25 protein-coding genes are annotated in these 23,081 nt (G+C 71.1%); 13 read left to right on the forward strand and 12 right to left on the reverse strand.

Annotated features, from left to right (window positions below; genetic code table 11):
* Positions 1-6: 6 nt before the first annotated feature.
* The 3 genes from ACZ4SA_RS00145 to ACZ4SA_RS00155 form a co-directional block, all read right to left on the reverse strand.
* Positions 7-1,968 carry a SpoIIE family protein phosphatase gene (locus ACZ4SA_RS00145; protein ID WP_468267678.1) on the reverse strand — a complete coding sequence of 654 codons (1,962 nt, stop codon included), beginning with the start codon at positions 1,966-1,968 and terminating at the stop codon, positions 7-9.
* A 334-nt stretch (positions 1,969-2,302) separates the two neighbouring features.
* Complete coding sequence (fomD, locus tag ACZ4SA_RS00150) at positions 2,303-2,980, reverse strand: cytidylyl-2-hydroxypropylphosphonate hydrolase (protein ID WP_468267681.1); 678 nt, start codon at positions 2,978-2,980, stop codon at positions 2,303-2,305.
* 74 nt (positions 2,981-3,054) lie between these two features.
* Positions 3,055-4,449 carry a class II fumarate hydratase gene (locus ACZ4SA_RS00155; protein WP_468267684.1) on the reverse strand — a complete coding sequence of 465 codons (1,395 nt, stop codon included), beginning with the start codon at positions 4,447-4,449 and terminating at the stop codon, positions 3,055-3,057.
* A 105-nt stretch (positions 4,450-4,554) separates the two neighbouring features.
* Between ACZ4SA_RS00155 and ACZ4SA_RS00160 the strand changes: the two genes are divergently transcribed.
* The 4 genes from ACZ4SA_RS00160 (at position 4,555) to ACZ4SA_RS00175 (ending at position 8,018) form a co-directional block, all read left to right on the forward strand.
* On the forward strand, positions 4,555-6,153 hold the full coding sequence (locus ACZ4SA_RS00160) for a ricin-type beta-trefoil lectin domain protein (RefSeq protein WP_468267687.1): 1,599 nt from the start codon (positions 4,555-4,557) through the stop codon (positions 6,151-6,153).
* A 178-nt stretch (positions 6,154-6,331) separates the two neighbouring features.
* Complete coding sequence (locus ACZ4SA_RS00165) at positions 6,332-6,811, forward strand: hypothetical protein (RefSeq protein WP_468267690.1); 480 nt, start codon at positions 6,332-6,334, stop codon at positions 6,809-6,811.
* A gap of 20 nt (positions 6,812-6,831) precedes the next feature.
* Complete coding sequence (locus ACZ4SA_RS00170) at positions 6,832-7,143, forward strand: transcriptional regulator (protein WP_468267693.1); 312 nt, start codon at positions 6,832-6,834, stop codon at positions 7,141-7,143.
* A 206-nt stretch (positions 7,144-7,349) separates the two neighbouring features.
* Entirely contained in the window at positions 7,350-8,018 is a 669-nt protein-coding gene (locus tag ACZ4SA_RS00175; protein WP_468267696.1) for a DedA family protein, read from the forward strand.
* A 93-nt stretch (positions 8,019-8,111) separates the two neighbouring features.
* Here the strand turns inward: ACZ4SA_RS00175 and ACZ4SA_RS00180 are convergent, their stop codons facing one another.
* Complete coding sequence (locus ACZ4SA_RS00180; RefSeq protein ID WP_468267699.1) at positions 8,112-8,369, reverse strand: insulinase family protein; 258 nt, start codon at positions 8,367-8,369, stop codon at positions 8,112-8,114.
* On the opposite strand from ACZ4SA_RS00180, the gene ACZ4SA_RS00185 reads away from it, so the two are divergent.
* Positions 8,343-9,485 carry a hypothetical protein gene (locus ACZ4SA_RS00185; protein ID WP_468267702.1) on the forward strand — a complete coding sequence of 381 codons (1,143 nt, stop codon included), beginning with the start codon at positions 8,343-8,345 and terminating at the stop codon, positions 9,483-9,485. The two genes, ACZ4SA_RS00180 and ACZ4SA_RS00185, sit on opposite strands and share 27 nt — an antisense overlap.
* The gene (locus ACZ4SA_RS00190) at positions 9,457-10,023 is read left to right on the forward strand and encodes a hypothetical protein (protein WP_468267705.1); all 567 of its coding nucleotides are present in this window, start codon (positions 9,457-9,459) and stop codon (positions 10,021-10,023) included. Before ACZ4SA_RS00185 ends, ACZ4SA_RS00190 begins: the two co-directional genes overlap by 29 nt.
* A 408-nt stretch (positions 10,024-10,431) precedes the next feature.
* Here the strand turns inward: ACZ4SA_RS00190 and ACZ4SA_RS00195 are convergent, their stop codons facing one another.
* Positions 10,432-12,099: a fumarate hydratase gene (locus tag ACZ4SA_RS00195; protein WP_468267708.1), complete on the reverse strand. Its 1,668-nt coding sequence runs from the start codon at positions 12,097-12,099 to the stop codon at positions 10,432-10,434.
* 216 nt (positions 12,100-12,315) lie between these two features.
* Between ACZ4SA_RS00195 and ACZ4SA_RS00200 the strand changes: the two genes are divergently transcribed.
* Entirely contained in the window at positions 12,316-12,978 is a 663-nt protein-coding gene (locus ACZ4SA_RS00200; protein WP_468267711.1) for a DUF1707 SHOCT-like domain-containing protein, read from the forward strand.
* A 152-nt stretch (positions 12,979-13,130) separates the two neighbouring features.
* The gene (locus ACZ4SA_RS00205; RefSeq protein WP_468267714.1) at positions 13,131-13,484 is read left to right on the forward strand and encodes a WhiB family transcriptional regulator; all 354 of its coding nucleotides are present in this window, start codon (positions 13,131-13,133) and stop codon (positions 13,482-13,484) included.
* A gap of 78 nt (positions 13,485-13,562) precedes the next feature.
* On the opposite strand, the gene glpX is transcribed toward ACZ4SA_RS00205, so the two are convergent.
* On the reverse strand, positions 13,563-14,594 hold the full coding sequence (glpX, locus tag ACZ4SA_RS00210) for a class II fructose-bisphosphatase (protein WP_468267717.1): 1,032 nt from the start codon (positions 14,592-14,594) through the stop codon (positions 13,563-13,565).
* A gap of 134 nt (positions 14,595-14,728) precedes the next feature.
* Between glpX and ACZ4SA_RS00215 the strand changes: the two genes are divergently transcribed.
* Positions 14,729-15,289: a DUF4245 domain-containing protein gene (locus ACZ4SA_RS00215; protein WP_468268425.1), complete on the forward strand. Its 561-nt coding sequence runs from the start codon at positions 14,729-14,731 to the stop codon at positions 15,287-15,289.
* Between the two features lie 132 nt (positions 15,290-15,421).
* On the opposite strand, the gene ACZ4SA_RS00220 is transcribed toward ACZ4SA_RS00215, so the two are convergent.
* The 4 genes from ACZ4SA_RS00220 to ACZ4SA_RS00235 form a co-directional block, all read right to left on the reverse strand.
* Positions 15,422-16,012 (reverse strand): malonic semialdehyde reductase, encoded by a 591-nt coding sequence (locus ACZ4SA_RS00220; RefSeq protein ID WP_468267720.1) that lies wholly within the window; start codon positions 16,010-16,012, stop codon positions 15,422-15,424.
* A 208-nt stretch (positions 16,013-16,220) separates the two neighbouring features.
* Positions 16,221-16,478 (reverse strand): exodeoxyribonuclease VII small subunit, encoded by a 258-nt coding sequence (locus ACZ4SA_RS00225; RefSeq protein WP_468267723.1) that lies wholly within the window; start codon positions 16,476-16,478, stop codon positions 16,221-16,223.
* A gap of 54 nt (positions 16,479-16,532) precedes the next feature.
* The gene (xseA, locus tag ACZ4SA_RS00230; protein ID WP_468267726.1) at positions 16,533-17,741 is read right to left on the reverse strand and encodes an exodeoxyribonuclease VII large subunit; all 1,209 of its coding nucleotides are present in this window, start codon (positions 17,739-17,741) and stop codon (positions 16,533-16,535) included.
* 182 nt (positions 17,742-17,923) lie between these two features.
* Positions 17,924-18,091, reverse strand: coding sequence for a hypothetical protein (locus ACZ4SA_RS00235; RefSeq protein WP_468267729.1), 168 nt, complete (start codon positions 18,089-18,091; stop codon positions 17,924-17,926).
* An 86-nt stretch (positions 18,092-18,177) separates the two neighbouring features.
* On the opposite strand from ACZ4SA_RS00235, the gene ACZ4SA_RS00240 reads away from it, so the two are divergent.
* Together ACZ4SA_RS00240 and ppgK are read left to right on the forward strand one after the other, a co-directional pair.
* A complete protein-coding gene (locus ACZ4SA_RS00240; RefSeq protein ID WP_468267732.1) occupies positions 18,178-19,182 on the forward strand; it encodes a 4-hydroxy-3-methylbut-2-enyl diphosphate reductase in 1,005 nt (334 codons plus the stop codon).
* 114 nt (positions 19,183-19,296) lie between these two features.
* Entirely contained in the window at positions 19,297-20,037 is a 741-nt protein-coding gene (gene ppgK / locus ACZ4SA_RS00245; protein ID WP_468267735.1) for a polyphosphate--glucose phosphotransferase, read from the forward strand.
* 33 nt (positions 20,038-20,070) lie between these two features.
* Here ppgK and ACZ4SA_RS00250 read toward each other — a convergent pair whose 3' ends face one another.
* Positions 20,071-20,640 carry a DUF6542 domain-containing protein gene (locus tag ACZ4SA_RS00250; RefSeq protein ID WP_468267738.1) on the reverse strand — a complete coding sequence of 190 codons (570 nt, stop codon included), beginning with the start codon at positions 20,638-20,640 and terminating at the stop codon, positions 20,071-20,073.
* 224 nt (positions 20,641-20,864) lie between these two features.
* On the opposite strand from ACZ4SA_RS00250, the gene ychF reads away from it, so the two are divergent.
* On the forward strand, positions 20,865-21,953 hold the full coding sequence (ychF, locus tag ACZ4SA_RS00255) for a redox-regulated ATPase YchF (RefSeq protein WP_468267741.1): 1,089 nt from the start codon (positions 20,865-20,867) through the stop codon (positions 21,951-21,953).
* Positions 21,954-22,065: 112 nt separating this feature from the next.
* Here ychF and ACZ4SA_RS00260 read toward each other — a convergent pair whose 3' ends face one another.
* Positions 22,066-22,647 (reverse strand): Uma2 family endonuclease, encoded by a 582-nt coding sequence (locus ACZ4SA_RS00260; RefSeq protein ID WP_468267744.1) that lies wholly within the window; start codon positions 22,645-22,647, stop codon positions 22,066-22,068.
* Between the two features lie 64 nt (positions 22,648-22,711).
* On the opposite strand from ACZ4SA_RS00260, the gene ACZ4SA_RS00265 reads away from it, so the two are divergent.
* Positions 22,712-22,999, forward strand: coding sequence for a hypothetical protein (locus ACZ4SA_RS00265; RefSeq protein ID WP_468267747.1), 288 nt, complete (start codon positions 22,712-22,714; stop codon positions 22,997-22,999).
* The last annotated feature ends 82 nt before the right edge of the window (positions 23,000-23,081 follow it).

Consider the following 23,081-nt stretch of genomic DNA (forward strand, 5'->3'; position numbering starts at 1 on the left):
CCGCCCTCACCCCCCCCCCCCCCCCCCCCCCCCCCTCCCCCCCCCCCCCCCCCCCCTCCCCCCCCCCCCCCCCCAGGGCGTGGGCAGCTCGAACCAGACCACCTTGCCCGTCGACAGCCGCGTCGCGCCCCAGCGTCGGGCCAGCCGGTTCACCAGGAACAGCCCCCGGCCACCCTCGTCGGTGTCCCGGGCCCGCCGCTGCCTGGGCAGCTGCGGGGAGTCGTCGCCGACCTCGCAGCGCAGCACGTCGGTGCGGAGCAGGCGCAGCGTCACCGGCCGCTCCGCGTACCGCACGGCGTTGGTGACCACCTCGCTGACCAGCAGCTCCACCGAGTCGGAGAGGTCCTCCAGGCCCCAGCGGGCCAGCGCGCGCCGCGCGAGGCGCCGGGCGCGGCCGGGGGCGGCGTCCTCCGGCTCCAGGAACCAGTAGGCGACGTCGCTCGGGGCGATGCCGTCGAAGCGGGCCGCGAGGAGCGCGATGTCGTCGTCGCGGTCGCCGGGGCCCAGCATGTCCAGCACGTCGTCGCAGAGCGCCTCCAGCGGCGGCGAGTGGTCGGGGCCGGTCAGCTGGGCGGTCGCGGCGAGGCGCTCCCGCAGCTGCTCGATGCCCGTCCACACGTCGCGCAGGCGCGACTCGACCAGCCCGTCGGTGTAGAGCAGCAGGGTCGCGCCGGCCGGGGCGTCGAGCTCCACGGCCTCGAAGTCGACGCCGCCGACGCCGATGGGCGCGCCGGGCGGCACGCGCAGCACCTCGGCCCGCCCGCCCAGGTGCAGCAGGATGGGCGGCGGATGTCCCGCATTGGCGATGGTGATGCGGTGCGAGACCGGGTCGTACACCGCGTACAGGCAGGTCGCCATGCGGTCGGTGCCGAGGCGCTGGGCCTGCTCGTCCAGATGGTGCAGGACCTCCTGGGGCGGCAGGTCGAGGCCGGCCAGGGTCTGCGCGGTGGTGCGCAGCTGGCCCATGATCGCGGCGGACGTCATCGAGTGGCCCATGACGTCGCCCACGACCAGCGCCACCCGGCTGCCGGGCAGCGGGATCGCGTCGTACCAGTCGCCGCCGACGCGGGCCGTCTCCGCCGCCGGCAGGTAGCGGGAGGCGAGCCGGACACCGGTCGGCTGGGGCAGGGAGTCGGGCAGCATCGTGCGCTGCAGCTCGTCGGCGATGTACGCCTCGCGGCCGTAGAGCACGGCCTTGTCGATGCCGAGGGCCGTGTGGGTCGCCAGCTGGGCCGCGACCAGCAGGTCGTTCGGCTCGAAGGCGGGCCGGTCGGGGCGGCGCAGGAAGACGGCGGCACCGATCACCCGGCGGCGACCGCGCAGCGGGGCGAGTATCGCGCGATGGCCGCTCGGCACGGAACGTCCGTCGCCGAGCAGTTCGGGCAGTGCGGCGCGGGCCGCGGCGGAGTCGCCGAAGACCGGCCGGACCCCGCGCAGCACCTCGGACAGCGCACCTCCGGAGCGGACCTCGCACAGCTCGGCGGCCGGGGTGGGCTCGCTTCCCGCGTCCAGCAGGGGCATGGCGTTGACCAGCCCCTGGTCCGCGTCGTCTGCGCTTAAACGCAGCCTGTCGGTCCGGCGCAGCCGCAGCACGAACGGCGAGACGGGCCGCTCGTCGCCCACCGGCAGCGGGTCGCGCAGATAGACCAGAATCGCGTCGGAGAAGGTGGGGACGGTGGCCCGGCACAGCCCGAGAACGATCTCGTCCAGGTCGATGCCGCGTGCGATACGGCGCGTGGCGGCCCCCACGAAGCGCAGCCGATCGCCCTCGCGTCTCGCGGTCCCCGCGATGTCCTGGGTCTGCAGCTGCGCGGCGTGGACCTGTGGCTGCGTCTGGGGCTGCGGCTTCGGCGGCGGCCCGGCGGGCGCGGGCGAGGCCCCGGCCGCCTGCGCCCGCGGCCGGGTGCGTTCGTGCGACCGGGCAGCCAGGGGCTGCCGGCCTTCGTGGGAGGTGGGATGCTCCGTCACGCGTGGGATTCCGTCCATCCGGGCCGGTGGTGCGATGCAATCGCCTCGTGGGGCGGTATACCCGCTCTGGGGGTGACGTCGACAGGGTGGCGGGCTTCCGGCACAGCTCAACCCCCTGTTGTGACTGACTCGTGATGTCTCTCGCGAGACGCTCGACGACTGGACACTGTGACTGACGGACGACTCGCTGTCGTGCCCTGCGCTCCTGCTCCCTCGTGCGGCGCAGCCTTGCGGACGACGATCCTACGTTTCACCCCAGGGGGCGCATCAAGAGTCTCACGAGGTCGTATACGCCGGAGCGTGTTCCCGGCGGGATTCGGCCAGACCGTCCGGATCAGGCCGCACGCCGCGCCGGAAACCGGTCCCAGTCGGCCGGAAGGGCAGGCACCTGCCACGTCGGGTCGGGGCGCCAGAGCTCCCAGCGGTCACAGAACGGCGCACCCCAGGAGCGGATCGTCTCGACCGCGGCCCGCCCCGCCTCCCGCACTCTCCGGGCCGTTTCCGCGTCCATCAGGCCGACGCGCTGCGCCTGGTCGAACTCGTCCTCGTCCCGCCACAGCCAACTGCGGTCCGGGTAGACGGAGATGTCGAGATAGTGATCCTCCGAGTCGACACCGCCGGCCCAGCGGGTGAGCGGTTCCTCGAGGTTGACGTACCAGCTGCGGAACTGCCAGGCGGGCTCCCAGAAGAGCCAGACCGACCATGGCACGCCCGGCTGCGCCAGCTTGAGCACGCCGTTGCCGCTCCAGCGGGTACGGGCGGTGGTGCGCGGCGCGGTGTAGCGGGTGGCCAGCGGCTCCTCGTGCAGCGGCGTGCCGTCGGCGAGCAACGGCTTCACGCACTCGGTGCCGGGCGCCATCCACACGGCGAGCAGTTCGTCGGTGTCCTGCACGACGGTCACCGGCCGGCAGATGTGGAAGGCGCCGCCGTCCGGAGCCGCGGCATGGCCGCGATAGCGCCAGAGGATGTGATCCCCCGGCGCCCAGCGCCGAAAACCCGTCGATCCTGTCATGCGGAGATCCTAAGCGCGTGCCCCGACCCCGGCTGCGGCGCAGCTCACGTCCGACTGCGCACGCCGCGCGCCGGCTACGGGTGGGTCATACGCAGCACGTCCAGGCCCTCGTCCAGCTGCTCCAGCGTCAACTCGCCCCGCTCCACATACCCCGACTCGAGCACCACCTCGCGGATCGTCTTCCGTTCGGCGAGTGACTTCTTGGCGACCTTGGCCGACTCCTCGTATCCGATGTACTTGTTGAGCGGGGTGACGACCGACGGGGACGACTCGGCGTACTCGCGGGCTCGTTCGACATCGGCGGTGATGCCGTCGACGGTGCGGTCCGCCAGCAGGCGCGAGGCATTGGCCAGCAGCCTGACCGATTCCAGCAGGTTCTTCGCCATCACCGGCAGCATGACGTTCAGCTCGAAGTTCCCGGCGGCGCCGGCCGCCGCGACGGTGGCGTCGTTGCCGGTCACCTGTGCGGCCACCATCAGAACCGCCTCGGGGATCACCGGGTTCACCTTGCCCGGCATGATGGAGGAGCCGGGCTGGAGGTCCGGGAGGGCGATCTCGGCGAGCCCGGTGCGCGGCCCCGACGCCATCCAGCGCAGGTCGTTGCAGATCTTGGTGAGCGAGACGCCGATCGTGCGGAGCTGGCCCGAGGTCTCCACCAGGCCGTCGCGCGCGCCCTGCGCCTCGAAGTGGTCGCGGGCCTCGGTCAGCGGCAGGCCCGTCGCACGCGCCACCTCGGCGATGACGGCGGCGGAGAAGCCGGGCGGGGTGTTGATGCCGGTTCCCACGGCCGTGCCGCCCAAGGGCAGTTCGGCGAGGCGCGGCAGCGAGGCCTTGAGCCGCTCGATCCCGTGACGCACCTGCGCCGCGTAGCCACCGAACTCCTGGCCGAGGGTGACGGGCGTGGCGTCCATCAGATGCGTACGACCGGACTTGACGACAGCGGCGAACTCGGTCGCCTTGCGTTCCAGCGAGGAGGCCAGGTGATCCAGTGCCGGGATCAGGTCGTGGAGGACGGCAGCGGTCGCCGCGATGTGGATGGACGAGGGGAACACGTCGTTGGACGACTGGGACGCGTTCACATGGTCGTTGGGGTGGACGTCGCGGCCGAGCCGTTCGGTCGCGAGCGTGGCCAGGACCTCGTTGGCGTTCATGTTGGACGAGGTGCCGGAGCCTGTCTGGAAGACGTCCACGGGGAAGTGCTCGTCCCAGCGGCCCTCCGCCACCTCCGCGGCCGCGTCCGTGATCGCCCGCGCGATGTCCGCGTCGAGGACGCCCAGTTGGGCGTTGACCTGCGCCGCCGCCGCCTTGATACGGGCGAGGGCCTCGATGTGCGAGCGCTCCAGACGCCAACCCGACACGGGGAAGTTCTCCACCGCCCGCTGGGTCTGCGCCCGCCACTTCGCATGGGCGGGAACCAGCATCTCTCCCATGGAATCGCGCTCGGTCCGGTACTCGCTCGCATCGCTCATCTGTCGTACCTCCTGAAAAAGTTGAGCACGTGTCTTGTTCTGTCTATTCCCAACTGCACTACCCGCCAGTAAATACCCCGAGTAACCACAACTCGGGGAGGCACAATGAAAGGCACCGGACCCAGACTTCGACTCCGCCGCACCTTCGCGGCCGCAGCCGCGTTGGCCACCGCCCTCGGCGGGCTCGCCGTCGCCACTCCCGCCGCCGCGGAGCCCGCCGGCTCCGCGGCCGCACCCAAGGCCGCCGCACCCAAGGCCGCCGCACCCAAGGCCGCCGCACCCAAGGCCGCCGCGCCCGGGGCCGCCGTACCCCTGCCGCCCGAACTCGAGGCGATCCGGGCGGCCGAGGCCACCGCGCTCTACGGCGACCCCGCCCGGCGCCCGCTCGACGACCGCAAGACCGGCCTGATCTCGCTCGGTGACAGCGAGATCTCCGGTGAGGGCGTCGGCACGTACGAGCCCGGCACCAACGGGCCCGACAACTGGTGTCACCGTTCGCCCGACGCCGCCATCCACCGCACCGGCATCGCGGCGGACATCACCTACAACGTCTCCTGTTCCGGCGCCTCCACACCCAACATCCGCATCGGCGGCAGCAAGCAGCACGCCGACGAACTGGTCCAGAGCGACAACCTCGCCATCAAGGCACGCAACACCCGTATCAAGATGGTGCTGCTCGTCGCCGGCGCCAACGACGACCTCCGGTTCGGTCCCGTCATGACCGACTGCGTCACCCGCTACATCCTGTTCCAGGGCCCCTGCGCCCCCAAGTACGCCCCCGGCTGGCAGGCCCGCGTCGACGGCCTCGTCCCCAAGGTCGAGCAGACCGTGCGCGACCTGCGCACCGTGATGCGCGACGCCGGATACCAGGACAGCGACTACAAGCTGGTCGTGATGGGCTACCCGAGCCCGATCGGCCCCGACTTCCGCGACAACCCGCACTTCCCCGGCAAGCTGTTCTGTGGCGGGATGGGCTACGACTCCGACACCGTCTGGGGCCGCAACACCGCCGTCCCTTCCTTCGAACGCGGAATGCGCAGGGCCGCACGCGAGACAGGGGCCGTGTACCTGGACAACTCCCGCCTCTTCCACGGTCATGAGGTCTGCTACCAGGACACCTGGGCCCGCGGACTGTACATCGACCTCGGCAATCCCTTCCCGCCGGACTCCAACTCGGTGCGCCAGTCCTTCCACCCCAACATCCGCGGCCACGCGGCCTTCGCCTCATGCCTGACCCAGATGTACAACTCCTCGCTGCGCGAGGCGAGCTGCGCGGACGTCAACTCAACGGGTAAGCCGGCGCTCTTCCCGCACGCCTGGGACGACGTGTACAAGGCGCTGCGGAACGAGGCGACCGGCAACTGCCTGGACGTCCATGGCGCCGCGACCGCGAACGGCACCGGCGTGGTCGGCTGGGACTGCCACGGCGGCCGCAACCAGAACTGGTGGCACGACTCCGCGCGGGGGACCCTCCACACGGAACTGTCCCAGGACCGCTGCCTGGACGTGCCCGCCGGCGACTACCGGGCGGGCACGGCCCTGACCGTCTGGGACTGCCACGGCGGGGCGAACCAGCAGTTCGTCCGCGACGGAGCCACGATCCGGCCGAAGTCCGCGACCGGGCTCTGCATGACGCAGGACGCGGCGAACCAGCCGGTCCGGCTGCGGACCTGCGACGGCTCGGCGAAGCAGCGCTTCGCCTGACCGGACCGCACGCACCGCGCACCGCGCGCGGGGCTACGCCTCGGGCGCGGGCCGGGGCCGGCGAGGCGGCCCAGGTCCGGGGTGTCGCCGGCTGAGGCTGGGCGGCCCTGGGGCCCGTCGCCGGAGCGGGACGGAAACCACTTGCCGCATTGGACAGTAGTTCTCTATGCTTTCCAACATGGAAAGCAATTCGCCCTCATCGTCTCCTTCCGAGCTGCCCGACGCCGAGTCGGCTCGTCGTGCGCTGGGCGAAGTGGCCGCCTCCAGGGCGCGCGTCGCCGACAGCGTGTCAAGCCCCTGGTGGTTCCACGGCGGCCTCGGGCTCGCCTTCGCGCTCGTCCTCGCGTCCATCAGCCTGCGGTGGGCCAACTGGACCATGGGCCCGTTCGTCCTCGTGGTGCTGGGGCTCGGCTGGGCGCTCAGGCGGAGCAGCGGCGTCTCGTTCGACCGCTACACGAGTACTCCCGGCGCGGCCAGGATCTTCGGGGCGTACCTACTGGCCTGCCTCGTGCTCGCTGTGTCCGGGATGACGCTGGAGTGGGGCTTCGACGTCCGCTGGGCTGTCGCAGGCGCGGGCCTCGTCATAGGTGTGCTCACCGTGGTGATGGGGTACCGCGTCGACGCGACCGTGCGCCGCGAACTGCGGGCGGGCCAGTGAGTGAACCTTGCTTCGACGCCGTGATCCATGCGCCGAACCGGCTCCAGATCTGCTCCATGCTGGCAGCCGTCGACACCATGGAATTCTCCCGGCTGCGCAAGAGCCTCGGGGTGAGCGATTCCGTCCTCAGCAAGCACCTCAAGGTGCTCGAAGGGGCCGGGTACGTGGAAGTCGCCAAGGCGCGGGGCGCGTCGTACCCCCGCACCTGGGTCGCGCTCACCCGCGACGGTCGGCGTGCCCTGGCCGGGCATGTCGCGGAGCTCCGCCGCATTGTCGGCCTCGCGGGCTCCCGGGCCCTGTCCGGCGACGGGAAGACCCCGCCACTCGACTGACGATTCCGACCGCGGGCGCTGCCGTGCGCCCGCGCCTGTCCTGATCCTGTCCTGTCCGTGTCATTCTGCGAGGTTTCGCTTGACCACCGAAACTCGGCATGCCCCACGCGCGCTCGACAAACCATGGCTGCCATGGGGAGGAGCGCCGTCGACCAGAGACCTCGTCTGCTGGTACGGGATGTGGCTGGTGTTCGCCTATTCTCGCCATGTGGCCCTTGCGGCCCTGGCTCATCGGTTCCCGCCCAGTGCTGCTGGAGATGCTGACGGGCACCCAGACGGCCCTGACCGTTGCAGGCGCCGCCGCGCGGGTCGGGGACGCCCCGCTGCTGCTCGCCTTCGCGGCGGGCCTCTTCGGGATGATCAAGTTCGCGTGGGTGTTCTGGTGGGCGGGCCGTCTCTGGGGCGGCACCATCGTGGGACTGCTCACCGGCCCGCCCGGGCCTGCGGCCTCCGCTGAGGAGGACGCAGGCTCCTCCGCCGGAACACCGACCGGACCGGCTTCCGGCGCACCAGCCCGGGTGCAGGAGCCGGATGGCGAGTCGGCCGGGCGCGGCCCGCTGATCAGCGGCAAGGCCGCGAGCCGGAGGGTCATCGCCGCCGCCGTCGTCCTTGCACCGCTGCCGCTCATCCCCGGACCGCTGGCCTTCGCGTCGGCGGGCTGGGCGGGCATGGGGCTGTGGGCGTTCCTCGGCCTCAACGCCGTCGGCGCCGCAGTGTGGACGGGCGTGTTCACCTTGCTCGGCTACGCCATCGGACAGCCCGCGGTCCATCTGGCGGAGACCATCACCGACCACGCGGTCTGGATCTCCCTCGCCGTCATCGCCGGGATGTTCCTGCTCCGTGCGGTGCAGAACCGCCGTGCGGCGCGGGGGTGATGAGGTGATCACGACGCTGATCGTCCATGACGAACCGCTGCTGCGCACAGGCCTGCGCCTGATCGTCGAGGCGGCGGAGGGCCTCACGGCCCGTCAGGCGGGGGGCGGGGATGCGCTGACGGAGGCGCGGCGCTGTCGCCCGGACGTGGTGCTGGCCGGGATGTCCCCGACGTGCCGGTCGATCAGGGCGAGCAGTTCCCCGGGCTCGTGGTCGCCGACGACGCTGAGTACGGCGTTGCCCGGCGCGTAGTGCGCGCGGAAGAAATCGGCGCACTCGCCGACAGCACCTCGCTCGCCAGCGCACAGGAATCCGCGGTCCGACGCATGATCACCAGGCACTGGCGGGAGCACGCGGATCCCTACACCCGGGCTCGGGCCCGGGGCAGGCTGGAACTCCTCTTCGGGAGGGCGGAACTGCTCGACGAACTACCCGGCGCGCTCGCCGCGATCCCCGCCGCCACGGTCGCCGCCGCCGCCGGACGGCTGAGCTCCGGCCCCAAGGGCGTATTGGTGCTCAGTCCCGGGCCCCGGCGCAGCCGGCCGCCCGCCGCGCATGGGGCCGCCGCCTCTGCCGGCTCCGCCGAGGCCCCCGCCGGTGCCGGCGGCCCCTCCCCGGAGACCGGCCCCTCCGCGGTCGCCGCTGCCTCTGAGCGGCACCTCGAAGGCACCGACTGCCCGCACCGCGGGCCGGACGAGGACGCCGGGCCCGCAGTGCGAGGCGTCGGGGGCGCACCGGCGATCCGCCCGGTCCCCCCGTTCGGCCCGGGGTCCGCACCCCGCCACGGACCGCGTGCGGAGACGTCCCTCGGGTGCGGCACCAGGGTCCTCGCGGTGGCCGACCGCCGCGTGCCGCTGGTCGAACTGCGAATGAGGCTCCCGCTGGGTGACTCGGGCTGGTGGTGGCCGGATCGTGCGGAGACGCTCAGTCGCCTCCTGGCCGCACGCTCAGGCGCCGCTGACCGGGCGGAACGGGACGGCGGAGCCTTTCACCTCGCCGCCGACGGGCAGTGGCTAGACGTCACCGGATACTCCCGCCCCGAACGGCTCGGATCCTGGCTGGAGTTGCTGGCGGGGCTCGCCGCGCCCATGGAGGAGGTCGGGCTGCCTGTCCCCGTCCGTTATCGCGATCCCCGGCCCGTCATGGATGCCGCGCTGCGCCGGGCCTGGGGCGCCACCACCCCGGTCGCCGCCCCTGAGCCGCCCGTCCCGGCCGCACTCCACCGGCGCGTCATCGCGCCCGGCGGATGGCTCGTCGCCGTCGGCGACATGGACCCGCAGGCGTTCACCTCGGCAGCCGACGCCGCCCTGTCCGCATGGCGTGCGTCCCCCCCCGGCGGTACCGCACCCCCCCGTGCCGGGTGCCGTGCCCCCGGCGGTGCCCCGGCCGGGTCCGGGGCTCGTGACCCTGGGGCAGCGGGGAGGGGGCCTGCTCCACCTCTTGCTGGCCGCGCCGGAACCGCACGGTGACACGGGCACGGCGGCGAGGTACCTCGCCACCGCCGTGGTGGGAGCGCACCATGCCTCGCGGCTGACCGTGCACGGCTTGTCCGTGCCGGGGCCCGCCCGGGAGATCCACGCCGGCCGGGACATCTGCCGTGACCTGCCCCGTGCGTACGTCAGGGCCACGGTCCCGGAACACGAGGCGGAGCCCGCGGTGGCGGGGATCCACCGGGAGTTGGACATGCTGATCCAACGGCCCGTCACCGGGGCGGAACTCGCACCGGTGGCGGAGTTCCGCGCAGCGCAACTGCTCGGTGTCTTCGACTCGCCCGCGGTGAAGGCGGACATGATCCGGGAAACGCTGTCTGCGGGGCGCAGCCCCTCGTGGCTGGAGGACCTGCCCGATCGTGTCCGGCGCACGCGGCCCGAGGAGGTGACCGCCGCGGCCACCGAGATGTTCGATCCCGGGCGGATGACGCTCGTCGCTCTCGGCGGGGACGGGCCGGTCGCCGAGGCGGCCGCGACGTGGCAGCGGCTGACCGCGGCAGCAGACTCGATGCTGTAGCCGTCAGCGGGTGAGCCTCGCGGCCGGCCCTGGCGCCGGCTCCGGCATTCGGCCGCCGTGCGGCACATGAAGGAGCCGCCGGGCTCAACCCCGACGAGCTGGTCAAAGCCGACCTCGGACAAGGCATGCCCGAGCAGCACCGAGCCCGGAGCCAGGCCGAACTTGCCGCGGAGACCAGCCACTTCTTCCGCGGACGCCAGGGTCAGCCACACATCGGCCGCGGCTGTTTCGGCGGACTGCATGTCTGCTAGTCCTCGGCGAGAACCCCATGAGGGTCTGATCAATCTGGCGTCGACCGGTGCCGGCGTACACCATGGCGCCTTGCTATTGACTCAACGGCTGCGTCCTCTCCCACAGCTGCGGGAGAGGGCAGAGCCGTCCGTCAGGCACAGGGCGTGCGCCGGCCTCCTACGAACGCACCGGGATCGACGTGAACGTCGGCGCCGGGGACGGGTCCTGGAAGAAGTCGTTGCCCTTGTCGTCGACCACGATGAACGCCGGGAAGTCCTCGACCTCGATCTTCCAGACCGCCTCCATGCCGAGCTCCTCGTACTCGACGACCTCGACCTTCTTGATGCAGTCCTGCGCGAGGCGGGCCGCCGGGCCGCCGATCGAGCCGAGGTAGAAGCCGCCGTGCGTGCCGCACGCGTCGGTCACCTGCTTCGAGCGGTTGCCCTTCGCCAGCATGACCTTGGAGCCGCCGGCCGCCTGGAACTGCTCGACGTAGGAGTCCATCCGGCCGGCCGTCGTCGGGCCGAAGGAGCCGGACGCAAAGCCCTCCGGCGTCTTGGCCGGGCCCGCGTAGTAGACGGGGTGATCCTTCAGGTACTGCGGCATCTCCTCGCCCGCGTCCAGCCGCTCCTTGATCTTGGCGTGCGCGATGTCACGCGCCACGACCAGCGGGCCGGTCAGCGAAAGGCGGGTCTTCACCGGGTACTTGGACAGCTCGGCCAGCATCTCGTCCATCGGCCGGTTGAGGTCGATGCGTACGACGTCGCCGTCCTCGTCGGCCAGCTGCTCCTCCGTCGTGTCCGGCAGGAAGCGCGCCGGGTCGGTCTCGAGCTGCTCGAGGAAGACGCCCTCGGCGGTGATCTTCGCGACGGCCTGGCGGTCGGCCGAGCAGGAGACGGCGACGGCGACGGGCAGCGAGGCGCCGTGCCGCGGCAGCCGCACCACGCGGACGTCGTGGCAGAAGTACTTGCCGCCGAACTGGGCGCCGATGCCGATCTTCTGGGTCAGCTCGAAGACCTTCTTCTCCAGCTCCTCGTCGCGGAAGCCGTGGCCGAGCTCCGAGCCCTCGGAGGGCAGCTCGTCCAGGTAGTGCGCGGAGGCGTACTTCGCGGTCTTCAGGGCGAACTCGGCGCTCGTGCCGCCGACGACGATCGCCAGGTGGTACGGCGGGCAGGCGGCCGTACCGAGCGAGCGGATCTTCTCCTCCAGGAACTTCATCATGCTCGCCTCGTTGAGGACGGCCTTCGTCTCCTGGTAGAGGAAGGACTTGTTGGCGCTGCCGCCGCCCTTGGCCATGAAGAGGAACTTGTACGCGCCGCCGTCGGTCGCGTACAGCTCGATCTGCGCCGGGAGGTTGGAGCCGGTGTTCTTCTCCTCCCACATGGTGAGCGGGGCCATCTGCGAGTAGCGGAGGTTCAGCTCCGTGTACGCGTCGTAGATGCCGCGCGACAGCGCCTCCTCGTCACCACCCTCGGTGAGGACGTTCTGTCCGCGCTTGCCCATGACGATCGCGGTGCCGGTGTCCTGGCACATCGGGAGCACACCGGCGGCCGCGATGTTCGCGTTCTTCAGCAGGTCCAGAGCGACGAACTTGTCGTTCGACGACGCCTCCGGGTCGTCGATGATCCGCCGCAGCTGCGCGAGGTGGGCCGGGCGCAGGAAGTGCTGGATGTCGTGGATCGCCTCGGCGGCCAGCTTGCGCAGCGCCTCCGGCTCGACCTTGAGGAACGTCCGGCCGTCGGCCTCGAAGGTGGAGACTCCCTCGGCCGTCACCAGGCGGTAGGGCGTGGTGTCCTCTCCCAAGGGGAGCAGATCGGAGTACGCAAATTCCGGCATTACGGCCATTCCTCACTCGGCAGACAGCGACGCGGCCTCCATCGGCAACGCGCCCCCAAGCGTAGAGCGCCCCGAGAGTCCCGGTCCTGTGAGGTAAGGCTCACTTCGAACGCTCGTTTGGTGGGACTGCTTCGAAGGGTTGCTTCAACCTGGGCCGGCCGGGGGGTCGGCCGGAACGGCGTGGGCCACTAGTCGCGATCTATCGCGTTTCGCTAGGCTGGTGACGTGGACCTCGAGAAGCAGCCCCAGAAGCCGGCCGCCCCCCTGGATCCGGCCGGCGCCATCCGCGCCTCCGACGCCGACCGCGACCGGATCGCGGACATCCTCAGGGACGCCCTGGCCGAGGGCCGGCTGGACGCCGAGGAGCACTCGGAGCGCATCGACGCCGTCTACCGGGCCAAGACGGTGGGCGAGCTCGAGCCGATCGTGAGCGACCTGCCCGCCGCCGCCCGACGGTCCGGCACCGCGTCCCTGCGCGCCTACGACGACGACGCGCCCGCCGGCCCCGCGGAGAACCTGATCGCCGTCTTCTCCAGCTCGACCCGCAAGGGCCGTTGGCGCGTCGGCCGCAGGACCAACGCCTTCTCGCTGTTCGGCAACATCGAGATCGATCTCACCGAGGCGCTCTACGGACAGCGGCTCTCCGTGATCAACGCGACCTCCATTTTCGGCAACGTCGAAGTGCGTGTGCCGGAGAACATCTCGCTGCGCGGCAGCGGGACCGGCTTCTTCGGGAACTTCGAAGTCGTGACACTGGAGGCCGCCGATCCCGAGGCGCCCGTGGTCGTCGTCAACGGCTATTCGGTCTTCGGCAATGTCGAGGCCAAGCCGAAGCGCGGCCGGCGCATCTCCGACCTGCACGACCGCTTGCGCAAACACCTGGGGTGACGGCCCTGCCCGGGGGCGCTTTTTCGCCGCGAGCGCCGATACGCAATTCCGTGCGTCGGAACTCAGTGCCACTCAGTGCATAGGCGTGCGCACAGCGGGTAGGGACTGGTGCATCGTCTCTCGCTCGCGCATCCCGTCGTCAGGAGTAGACCGTGCTGCAACTGCCGCATCAGTCCTTGCAGGTGGCCGCCGTTCCGCACCAGCGCATTCCTGCCCGCGAGGACCAGGCCGGCCCCTGGCACGCGGAGGCCGTGTGCCGCCGTGATGAGGCGGGCCTGTTCTTCGCCCCGTCCAAGGAGCCGACGGCCGAGCGGCTGTCGCGCGAGGAGGCGGCCAAGCAGGTCTGCGCCCGCTGCCCGGTGATGGTGGAGTGCCGCGAGCACGCGCTGCTCCAGCCCGAGCCGTACGGAGTGTGGGGCGGCCTCACCGCCGCGGAGCGCCGCGTGGTTCTGGCCCGCCGCAGGCGTCGCGAGGTCGAGCTCAAGAAGTCCGCGTCGGCGGCCTGACGCGATCGCACGCACGGAAACGGGGCGCCCTGCACATGGGCGCCCCTTCCGTATGCCTGCTCCGCGGCCCGGTGATGCCTACTTCGCGCGGTCGAAGTCGATCTGGCTGTAGGCCCGGAGCTTCGACAGCCGGTGCGTGGAGTCGATCTGCCGGATCGTGCCCGACTTGGAGCGCATCACCAGGGACTGGGTGGTCGCCGTCTCCGCGCGGTAGCGGACGCCGCGCAGCAGCTCGCCGTCCGTGATTCCGGTGGCGACGAAGAAGACGTTCTCGCCGGAGACCAGGTCGTTCGTGCTCAGCACGCGGTCCAGGTCGTGGCCCGCGTCGAGGGCGCGCTGACGCTCCTCGTCGTCCTTCGGCCAGAGCTTGCCCTGGATGACGCCGCCCAGGCACTTGATCGCGCAGGCCGAGATGATGCCCTCCGGCGTGCCGCCGACGCCCAGCAGCAGATCGACGCCGGTGCCCTCCTTGACCGCCATGATCGAGCCGGCGACGTCGCCGTCGGAGATGAACTTGATGCGCGCGCCGGTCTCGCGGATCTCCTTGACGATCCCCTCGTGCCGGGGGCGGTCGAGGATGACGACCGTGACGTCCTCGGGCGAGGAGTGCTTGGCCTTGGCGACGCGCCGGATGTTGACGGAGACGGGGGCGTTGATGTCGACGTAGTCGGCGGCCTCCGGTCCGGTGACCAGCTTGTCCATGTAGAAGACGGCGGACGGGTCGAACATGGTGCCGCGGTCGGCGGCGGCCAGGACGGCGATGGCGTTGGGCATGCCCTTGGCCGTCAGCGTGGTCCCGTCGATCGGGTCGACGGCGATGTCGCACTCGGCGCCGGTTCCGTCACCGATCCGCTCGCCGTTGAACAGCATCGGGGCCTCGTCCTTCTCGCCCTCACCGATGACGACGACGCCGTTCATCGAGACGGTGGAGACGAGCGTGCGCATGGCCTTGACCGCGGCGCCGTCGGCGCCGTTCTTCTCGCCACGACCGACCCAGCGGCCGGCGGCCATGGCGGCGGCCTCGGTGACGCGGACGAGTTCGAGGGCGAGGTTGCGGTCGGGGGCCTCGGGGGAGACCTCGAGCGGGGACGGCAGATGATGCTCGGTCATCGGAGCGCACCTTTCTGTACGACGACGGCCGTAATAGGAGGGTGGGGCGACTCTATCGGTACGTCGACAAATTGAGCAGAGGGGGCCACGTTTGAGCATGACCGGCGGATGCGAACATGGTGGACGTGGCAGGTATGCGAGGCAAGCAGACGATCAGGAACATGTTCCAGTCCCTGGCGGTGATCGGCGTGGTCGTGGCGGGCATCTACACGCTCGTCCCGCACGACGAGAACGCCGACCCGATCAAACCCGTCGACTACCGCGTGGAGCTGGTGACGGCACAGCGGGTCGCACCGTACCCGGTGGCCGTGCCGGAGGGGCTCGGTGAGGAGTGGCGGGCGACGTCGGTCACGTTCCGGCGCGAGGAGGCCCACGCGTGGCACCTCGGCTTCCTCGACCCGAGTGACCAGTACGTGGCGGTGGAGCAGTCCACGGTGAAGCCCGCGGACAAGTACGTTCGCAAGGTCACTCACCAGGCGGCCAGGACGGAGCAGACCCGTCAGGTGGCCGGTGAGGCCTGGCAGGTGTGGAAGGGCCCCAAGTACAACGCGCTGGTGCGGACGGCCGACGGCGCGACGACGGTGGTCACCGGCACGGCGACGCAGGACCGGCTGGCGGAGATGGCCGAGTCGCTGACGTCGCCGGACGGTGCGCCGTCGTCCAAGCCGTCGGCGAAGCCTTCCGCCGGGTCCTGACCTCTTCGGCTCCTTCTTCCGCCTCGCGGCGACTCCTGGCGCGGCGTACCTGCCGCCGGGGGAGCGCCGGTACGGCGAAGGCCGCCGCGCCCTGTCGAGGGTGCGGCGGCCTTTCGCGTGGGCGCGCGGCGCTCAGACGGTGGTGACGACCTCGTCGTAGGACAGGCGCGGGGAGCGCGGGAACCACGCGTCGTCGCCGGGCTTGCCGATGTTGACGACCATCAGCGGGGCGTGGTCGTCGTCCAGGAACTCCTTCTGGATGCCGGCGGCGTCGTAGCCCGTCATCGGGCCGGCGGCCAGACCGGCGGCGCGGACGCCGACGATGAAGTACGCGGCCTGCAGCGCGGCGTTCAGGCCGGCGGCCTGCTCGCGGACCGGGCGCTCGCTGAAGAACATGTCCTTGGCCTGGGGGAAGTGCGGCAGAAGGGCCGGGAGTTCCTCGTGGAACTCGTTGTCGGCGGCCAGGATCGCGACCAGCGGCGCGGCGGCGGTCTTGGCCTGGTTGCCCTCGGCCATGTGACCGACGAGGCGTTCGCGGGCCTCGGCGGAGCGGACGAGCACGACGCGCAGCGGGGACTGGTTGAAGGCGGTCGGGCCGTACTTGACCAGGTCGTAGATCGCCTGAACCTGCTCCTCGGTCACCGGCTCGTCGGCGAACGTGTTGGCGGTGCGGGCCTCGCGGAAGAGGAGGTCCTGGGCGGCGGGGTCGAGAACGAGGGACATCAGACGAGCCTTCCGAAGTGCGGCGGGGGTCGGTGCTATGAGCAACGACTTCACCGTACGACGATTTAGGTTAACATTCAACTAAAACCAGACGTCGGTGATCCGGTTCACAGGCCGCGCACGGCTTCGATCGTCGCCCGGGCCGCCTACGCGTCGCCCGGGCCGCCTACGCGTCGCCCGGGGCCGCCTGCACGTCGCCCGGGGCCGCCTACGCGTCGCCCGGGGCCGCCTGCACGTCGCCCGCGGCCCCGTCCTGCGCCTCCGGCTTCGCCAGTGCGGCGTCCAGGCGTGCGCGTGCTCCCTCGAGCCAGTGGCGGCACACCTTCGCCAGCTCCTCGCCGCGCTCCCACAGCGCCAGCGACTCCTCGAGCGTCGTGCCGCCGGCCTCCAGTCGTCGTACGACCTCGATCAGCTCGTCCCGGGCCTGCTCGTAACCGAGCGCGGCCTCTTCCGTCTTGGCAGCCATGCATTCCACCCTATGTATGGGAAACGACAACAGAACCGGCGGTCGCCGTGGGCGTCACTCGGCGACCCGCACCGCGAACTCGCCCTCCGCGACCCGCGCCCGCAGCCCCTCGCCGGCATCGACCTCGTCCGGGGAGCGCACCACCGCCCCGTCGGCGCGCTGCAGCACCGCGTACCCGCGCTCCAGCGTCGCCGCCGGAGAGAGCGAGACCACCCGCGCCCGGGTGTGCGCCAGCTCCGAGTCCGCCCGGTCCAGCAGATGCCCCAGCACCCGCCGACTCCGGGCGACCAGCGCCGCCACCTCCGCCTCGCGCTCGTCGACCATCCGCTGCGGCCGCTCCATGCACGGACGGGCGAGCGCATGGGCGAGGCCGCGCTCCTCCCGGTCCAGCAGCCCCTGGACGGTACGCAGCGCCCGGTCCCGCAACTGCCGCACCCGGTCCAGCTCCTCGCCCACGTCGGGCACGACCTTCTTCGCGGCGTCCGTCGGCGTAGAGGCCCGCAGATCGGCGACCAGGTCCAGCAGCGGGGAGTCCGGCTCGTGCCCGATCGCCGACACCACCGGTGTCGCGCACGCCGAGACCGCCCGCACCAACTGCTCGTCGGAGAACGGCAGCAGGTCCTCCACGCTGCCGCCGCCGCGCGCCACGATGATCACGTCGACCTCGTCCAGCTCGTCCAGCTCCTTGACGGCCTGGACGACCTGCGCGACGGCGTGCACGCCCTGCACCGCCACGTTCCGCACCTCGAAGCGGACGTGCGGCCAGCGCCTGCGCGCGTTCTCCAGCACGTCGCGCTCGGCCGCGGACGCCCGCCCGCACACCAGGCCCACCCGGTGCGGCAGGAACGGCAGCGGCTTCTTGCGCTCCGGCGCGAACAGCCCCTCCGCGCCGAGCGCCCGCTTCAACTGCTCCAGTCTGGCGAGCAGTTCACCGATGCCCACCGGCCTTATCTCCACCGCCCGCAGCGACAGCTGCCCCCGGGGTGCGTACCACTCCGGCTTGGCATGGACCACCACCCGGGCGCCCTCCGCCACCGCGTCGGCGACCGCGTCGAAGACCTGCCGGAAGCAGGTGACGCTCACGGAGATGTCGTACGACGGATCGCGCAGCGTCATGAAGACGACGCCGGCGCCCGGCCGGCGCGACAACTGGGTGATCTGTCCCTCCACCCAGACCACCCCGAGCCGATCGATCCAGCCACCGATGAGCCGTGACACCTCGCCGACCGGCAGAGGGGATTCCGCGGACGTGTTGAGAGCCATACGGGCGAGCGTAACGGCCACATCCGACATCCCGGGGTCCCGGCGCGAAGCGCCGCCGCGCCCGGGCGGGGCTCGTCCGTCCTCGGCACGCAGCCTCCGCTTCGGCGGCGGCGGTGCACGTCGGAGGCGGCGCCCTCGTGAACGCCCTCGGCCAGGCGCTGCCTCGGAGCCCCGGCCCAGACCTACCGCCCGCCGCCCGCGAGCCCTTCGCGCCGCCCCCGCTGCGCCGACAGCACGGTCAGCCCCACCCCCAGCCACCCCGCACCCACCACCTGCGCCGAACCCGCCGCTTCCACGATCACCGCGAGGAGCACGCCCACGCCCAGCACCGGCACCACCCCTCGCCTCATCAGGTCCTCCCTCGCTCTCCCACGCTCGCGCAGCGCCCAGTCCGTCGGCGGTGGCTGATCAAGGGCCTCGTCGACGCGGCCTTACGATGGGGGGCATGACTGCTACGCCTCCTGCCCGACGCGTCCTCCTCGCCGCTCCCCGCGGCTACTGCGCAGGTGTGGACCGTGCCGTGATCGCCGTGGAGAAGGCCCTGGAGCAGTACGGGTCGCCCATCTACGTCCGCCACGAGATCGTCCACAACAAATACGTCGTGCAGACCCTCGAACGGAAGGGCGCGATCTTCGTCGACGAGACGGCGGAGGTCCCCGAGGGATCGATCGTCATGTTCTCCGCGCACGGCGTGGCGCCGACCGTGCACCAGGAGGCCGCCGAGCGGAGGCTCGCGACGATCGACGCGACCTGCCCGCTGGTCACCAAGGTCCACAAAGAGGCCGTGCGGTTCGCGAACGAGGACTACGACATCCTCCTGATCGGTCACGAGGGCCACGAAGAGGTCATCGGCACGTCGGGCGAGGCACCCGAACACATCACGCTCGTCGACGGCCCGGACGACGTGGCGAACGTCGAGGTCCGCAACCCCGACAAGGTCGTCTGGCTCTCCCAGACCACCCTCTCCGTCGACGAGACGATGGAGACCGTCGACGCCCTCAAGACCAAGTTCCCCGGCCTTGTCTCGCCCCCGAGCGACGACATCTGCTACGCCACGCAGAACCGCCAGATCGCCGTCAAGCAGATGGGTGCGGAGGCGGACCTGGTCATCGTCGTCGGCTCCAAGAACTCCTCGAACTCCGTCCGTCTCGTCGAGGTCGCCCTCGGCGCCGGCGCCCGCGACGCGCACCTGGTCGACTTCGCGGAGGAGATCGACGATGCCTGGCTCGACGGCGTCTCCACGGTCGGCGTCACGTCGGGCGCGTCCGTGCCGGAGGTCCTGGTCGAGGGCGTGCTGGAGTGGCTGTCGCAGCGAGGCTTCGAGGATGTCGAGATCGTGAAGGCGGCCGAGGAGTCGATCACCTTCTCGCTGCCGAAGGAGCTGCGCAGGGACCTGCGCGCGGAGGCAGCCGCGCTGTCCGCCGAGCCGTCGGGGGAGTAGCCGTCGCGCTGTCGCGGAGCGTCGGGGGAGCAGCCGCCTCGCTGTCCGCGGAGCCGTCCGTGCAGTAACGGTCAGTTCCTCCCTTTCACGCCGAGCACCTCTAACGTGGTGTCCATGAACGTCTTCGGAGTGGACATCGGCGGATCCGGGATCAAAGGCGCTCCCGTGGATCTGGAGCGCGGCGATCTCGCACAGGAGCGCCACAAGGTCCTGACACCGCACCCCTCGACACCGGAGGCCGTGGCCGACGGCGTCGCGGAGGTGGTCGGCCACTTCGGCTGGACCGGCCCGGTCGGCATCACCTTCCCCGGAGTGGTCACCAGCGGCATCACCCGCACCGCGGCCAACGTGGACAAGGGCTGGATCGACAAGGACGCCGCCTCGCTGCTCGGCGACCGCCTCGGCGGCCTGCCCATCACGATCCTGAACGACGCCGACGCGGCGGGTGTGGCGGAGATGACGTTCGGGGCGGGACGCGGCCGCAAGGGCACCGTCATCATGCTGACGTTCGGTACGGGCATCGGCAGCGCGGTCTTCATCGACGGCCGCCTGGTCCCCAACACCGAGCTGGGCCACCTCGAACTGCACGGCCACGACGCGGAGACGCGGGCGTCGACGAAGGCCAAGGAGGACGAGGACCTCAGCTGGACGCACTGGGCGCGGCGGGTGCAGAAGTATCTGGCGCACGTGGAGATGCTGTTCTCGCCCGAGCTGTTCATCGTCGGCGGCGGCGTGAGCCGCAAGTCGGAGAAGTTCCTGCCGCTGATCGAGGACGTGCGGGCGGAGATCGTCCCGGCGGAGCTGCAGAACAACGCGGGCATCGTGGGCGCGGCGATGGCGGCGGCGAGCCGCTAGGCCCGCCTCGTGCGCCCCCTGTCCGGGAGGCGCTCAGCCGCGGCGGGTGGTCCCGGCGGGGCCCTGCGGCCCGCGGCCGCGGCGCTGTCGCCGGGCCATCGTCCGCACCTTCCGTACACAGCTGATGAGCCCGGCCACCAGCGTCCCGCCGTACAGCCAGCCCGCGTGCACGGCCAGAGCCGTCACCACGGCCATCGTCTGGCCGCCGATGCCGCCGGTGCCGCCGGAGATCGGCACGATCCCGACGGCGAAGGCGATCGGCACGATGATCGGTGCGATGACCACGTCGGCCTCGCGCACCCAGAGCGCCGTGAGCGCGCTGACCGGCAGGAACAGCAGCCCGTAGACGAGCGCGGAGCCGTCGAGCAGCAGCTGGTCCAGACTGCCCAGCCCCAGCATCGTCGCCGCGGCGAAGAGCCCGGCGCCGAGCCCCGTCAGTCGTGGGTTCGGCAGCCGGCGCAGGGCGAGCACCAGCGGCGGAACGGGCCGCGGCGCTCGGGCCGGCACCGGATAGACGGTGGCGTCGGCAAGCGTGCTCGGCGCGGATACGGGGGTCTGCGGCCGCCGCCGGGGCTCGGGCCGGCCTGTCCTGTGCTGCTCCACCCGCACAACGTAGGTCGCGGGGAGGGAGGAAACCAGCACTAGACACGCCCTTTGGCCGACCTTGGGGCTGCGTTCGACCCCGGGCGGCCGTAGCGGGGCTCCGTAGGGCGTCGCTGGTCCGCTCGGCCCGCCCGTAAACTGGTGGATCGGCCCCCACCCTCACCGGGCTGTACGGCCCGCCAGTCCTTCACTCTCCACACTCTCCACGTCAGGAAGTCGCCAACGTGTCGCTCACGATCGGAATCGTCGGTCTGCCGAATGTCGGCAAGTCGACCCTGTTCAACGCCCTGACCAAGAACGACGTGCTGGCGGCCAACTACCCGTTCGCCACCATCGAGCCGAACGTGGGCGTCGTCGGGGTGCCCGACTCCCGCCTCGCCGTTCTCGCGGGCATCTTCGGCTCCCAGCGGATCCTCCCGGCCACGGTCGACTTCGTCGACATCGCCGGCATCGTGCGCGGCGCGAGCGAGGGCGAGGGCCTGGGGAACAAGTTCCTGGCGAACATCCGCGAGTCGGACGCGATCTGCCAGGTCATCCGCGCCTTCAAGGACGAGAACGTCGTGCACGTCGACGGCAAGGTCTCGCCGAAGGACGACATCGAGACGATCAACACCGAGCTGATCCTCGCGGACCTGCAGTCGGTGGAGAAGGCCGTCCCGCGCCTGACGAAGGAGTCCCGCCTCCAGAAGGACAAGGTCGCGGTCCTCGCGGCGGTCGAGTCGGCCCAGAAGATCCTCGAGTCCGGCCAGACCCTGTTCTCGGCGGGCATCACCAAGGGCACCGAGCAGGGCGACCTGCTCCACGAGCTCCACCTGCTGACCACCAAGCCCTTCCTCTACGTCTTCAACGTCGACGAGGACGAGCTGGTCGACGAGGACTTCAAGAACGAGCAGCGGGACCTGGTCGCCCCGGCGGAGGCGATCTTCCTCAACGCGAAGATCGAGTCCGAGCTGATCGAGCTGGAGGACGACGAGGCACTCGAACTCCTCCAGTCCATGGGTCAGGAAGAGCCCGGCCTCGCCACCCTGGGCCGCGTCGGCTTCGACACCCTTGGTCTCCAGACCTACCTCACGGCAGGCCCGAAGGAGACCCGCGCCTGGACCATCAAGCAGGGCGCGACGGCCCCCGAGGCGGCCGGTGTGATCCACACCGACTTCCAGAAGGGCTTCATCAAGGCCGAGGTCATCTCCTTCGCCGACCTGGTCGAAACCGGCTCGGTGGCGGAGGCCCGCGCGAAGGGCAAGGCGCGCATGGAGGGCAAGGACTACGTGATGCAGGACGGAGACGTGGTGGAGTTCCGGTTCAATGTGTAGCCGTCTCGTTACTGTGCGTTAGGCAGTTTCGTCAAGTGTGCAGGTCGGAAGGGGGGCGGACTTAGACACGTCCGACCCCTTCCGTATCCCGTGCTGACTTGGTGCTGACTTTTCAGCAGCTTCGGGGCGGCGTGAGTTTGTCGAGGTCCAGGCTGATCTCGAAGGGCACCGGGCGCTGGAGGCTTCCCCGGAAGATGCCGGCGGGTGCGTAGGCGCCGGTGGGTTCGTCGAGCTCGTAGACGTGGACGACGGGTGCCCCCTCCTCGTCCTCGATGCACCAGTAGTGCGGGATCCCGGCCTCGGCGTACTTGCGAAGTTTTACGGTGCGGTCGCGGTGGGCGGACTCGGGAGATACGGCCTCCACGACGAGCTTCACGTCCTCTGGGGCGTACCATGTGCGGTCGGGGTCATAGGGCAGATCTGTCAGCAAGAGGTCCGGCTCGGGGCGGTTGCGGGCATCGAGGCGGATCGTCATCTCCCGCTCGACCTCGAAGCCAGTCGGCGCCTGCGCCATGAGCGTGGTGGTCAGGGCGGTGACGAGGCGGCCATGCCAGGACCGCTGTGGCGACATCATGAAGACCAGGGCTCCGTCGATGAGCTCGGTGTGGCGTGGTGCCTCGGGGAGGCGGTCCAGGTCCTCCGCGAACCAGCCTTCCGCGCGCGGCGGGCGCATCCAGTCGGGCAGTGCGGTCATGAGTCAACCCTAGCGATTGCGGTCGTCACGAGGGGGTGTTGCGCTGCTGATTCATAATCGGCGCATGAAGGTCGTCGGGATGCTCGAGGCCGCCTCGTTCCTGGTGCCCCAGGGGGTTGCCACGGGAAATGACATCACCGCTTCGGATGTCTTGGAGTATCTCGCACACGACGAGTGGGAAATGGCACTCGACCTGTGTAGACCACGGGTCGTCCAGCGGGCGTTCCGCACCCTGCGCGAAGCGGTTGCGGACAGCGGAGCCTTCGTATCCGGAACGCACAGCACCGCGGCCACGGGCACCTGGGCCCGCCGAGCGTGCGGATATCCACCCGGCCCGGCGGGACCAGCGTGACGCCCTCAAGTGACGCTGCAGGAACGGGATTCGGTCCCTTGGAGCGCGCTCGATGTCGAAGGGAGCCGCGAGCCGCCGCGAC

Source organism: Streptomyces sp. NPDC027962 (assembly GCF_055566095.1).

Coding starts and splice junctions, on each gene's coding strand:
- fomD (WP_468267681.1), bottom strand. CDS start 2,980: ATGACAGGATCGACGGGTTTTCGGCGCTGGGCGCCGGGGGATCACATC.
- ACZ4SA_RS00155 (WP_468267684.1), bottom strand. CDS start 4,449: ATGAGCGATGCGAGCGAGTACCGGACCGAGCGCGATTCCATGGGAGAG.
- ACZ4SA_RS00160 (WP_468267687.1), top strand. CDS start 4,555: ATGAAAGGCACCGGACCCAGACTTCGACTCCGCCGCACCTTCGCGGCC.
- ACZ4SA_RS00165 (WP_468267690.1), top strand. CDS start 6,332: ATGGAAAGCAATTCGCCCTCATCGTCTCCTTCCGAGCTGCCCGACGCC.
- ACZ4SA_RS00175 (WP_468267696.1), top strand. CDS start 7,350: ATGTGGCCCTTGCGGCCCTGGCTCATCGGTTCCCGCCCAGTGCTGCTG.
- ACZ4SA_RS00185 (WP_468267702.1), top strand. CDS start 8,343: ATGATCACCAGGCACTGGCGGGAGCACGCGGATCCCTACACCCGGGCT.
- ACZ4SA_RS00195 (WP_468267708.1), bottom strand. CDS start 12,099: ATGGCCGTAATGCCGGAATTTGCGTACTCCGATCTGCTCCCCTTGGGA.
- glpX (WP_468267717.1), bottom strand. CDS start 14,594: ATGACCGAGCATCATCTGCCGTCCCCGCTCGAGGTCTCCCCCGAGGCC.
- ACZ4SA_RS00215 (WP_468268425.1), top strand. CDS start 14,729: ATGCGAGGCAAGCAGACGATCAGGAACATGTTCCAGTCCCTGGCGGTG.
- ACZ4SA_RS00220 (WP_468267720.1), bottom strand. CDS start 16,012: ATGTCCCTCGTTCTCGACCCCGCCGCCCAGGACCTCCTCTTCCGCGAG.
- ACZ4SA_RS00225 (WP_468267723.1), bottom strand. CDS start 16,478: ATGGCTGCCAAGACGGAAGAGGCCGCGCTCGGTTACGAGCAGGCCCGG.
- xseA (WP_468267726.1), bottom strand. CDS start 17,741: ATGGCTCTCAACACGTCCGCGGAATCCCCTCTGCCGGTCGGCGAGGTG.
- ACZ4SA_RS00235 (WP_468267729.1), bottom strand. CDS start 18,091: ATGAGGCGAGGGGTGGTGCCGGTGCTGGGCGTGGGCGTGCTCCTCGCG.
- ACZ4SA_RS00240 (WP_468267732.1), top strand. CDS start 18,178: ATGGGGGGCATGACTGCTACGCCTCCTGCCCGACGCGTCCTCCTCGCC.
- ppgK (WP_468267735.1), top strand. CDS start 19,297: ATGAACGTCTTCGGAGTGGACATCGGCGGATCCGGGATCAAAGGCGCT.
- ACZ4SA_RS00260 (WP_468267744.1), bottom strand. CDS start 22,647: ATGACCGCACTGCCCGACTGGATGCGCCCGCCGCGCGCGGAAGGCTGG.
- ACZ4SA_RS00265 (WP_468267747.1), top strand. CDS start 22,712: ATGAAGGTCGTCGGGATGCTCGAGGCCGCCTCGTTCCTGGTGCCCCAG.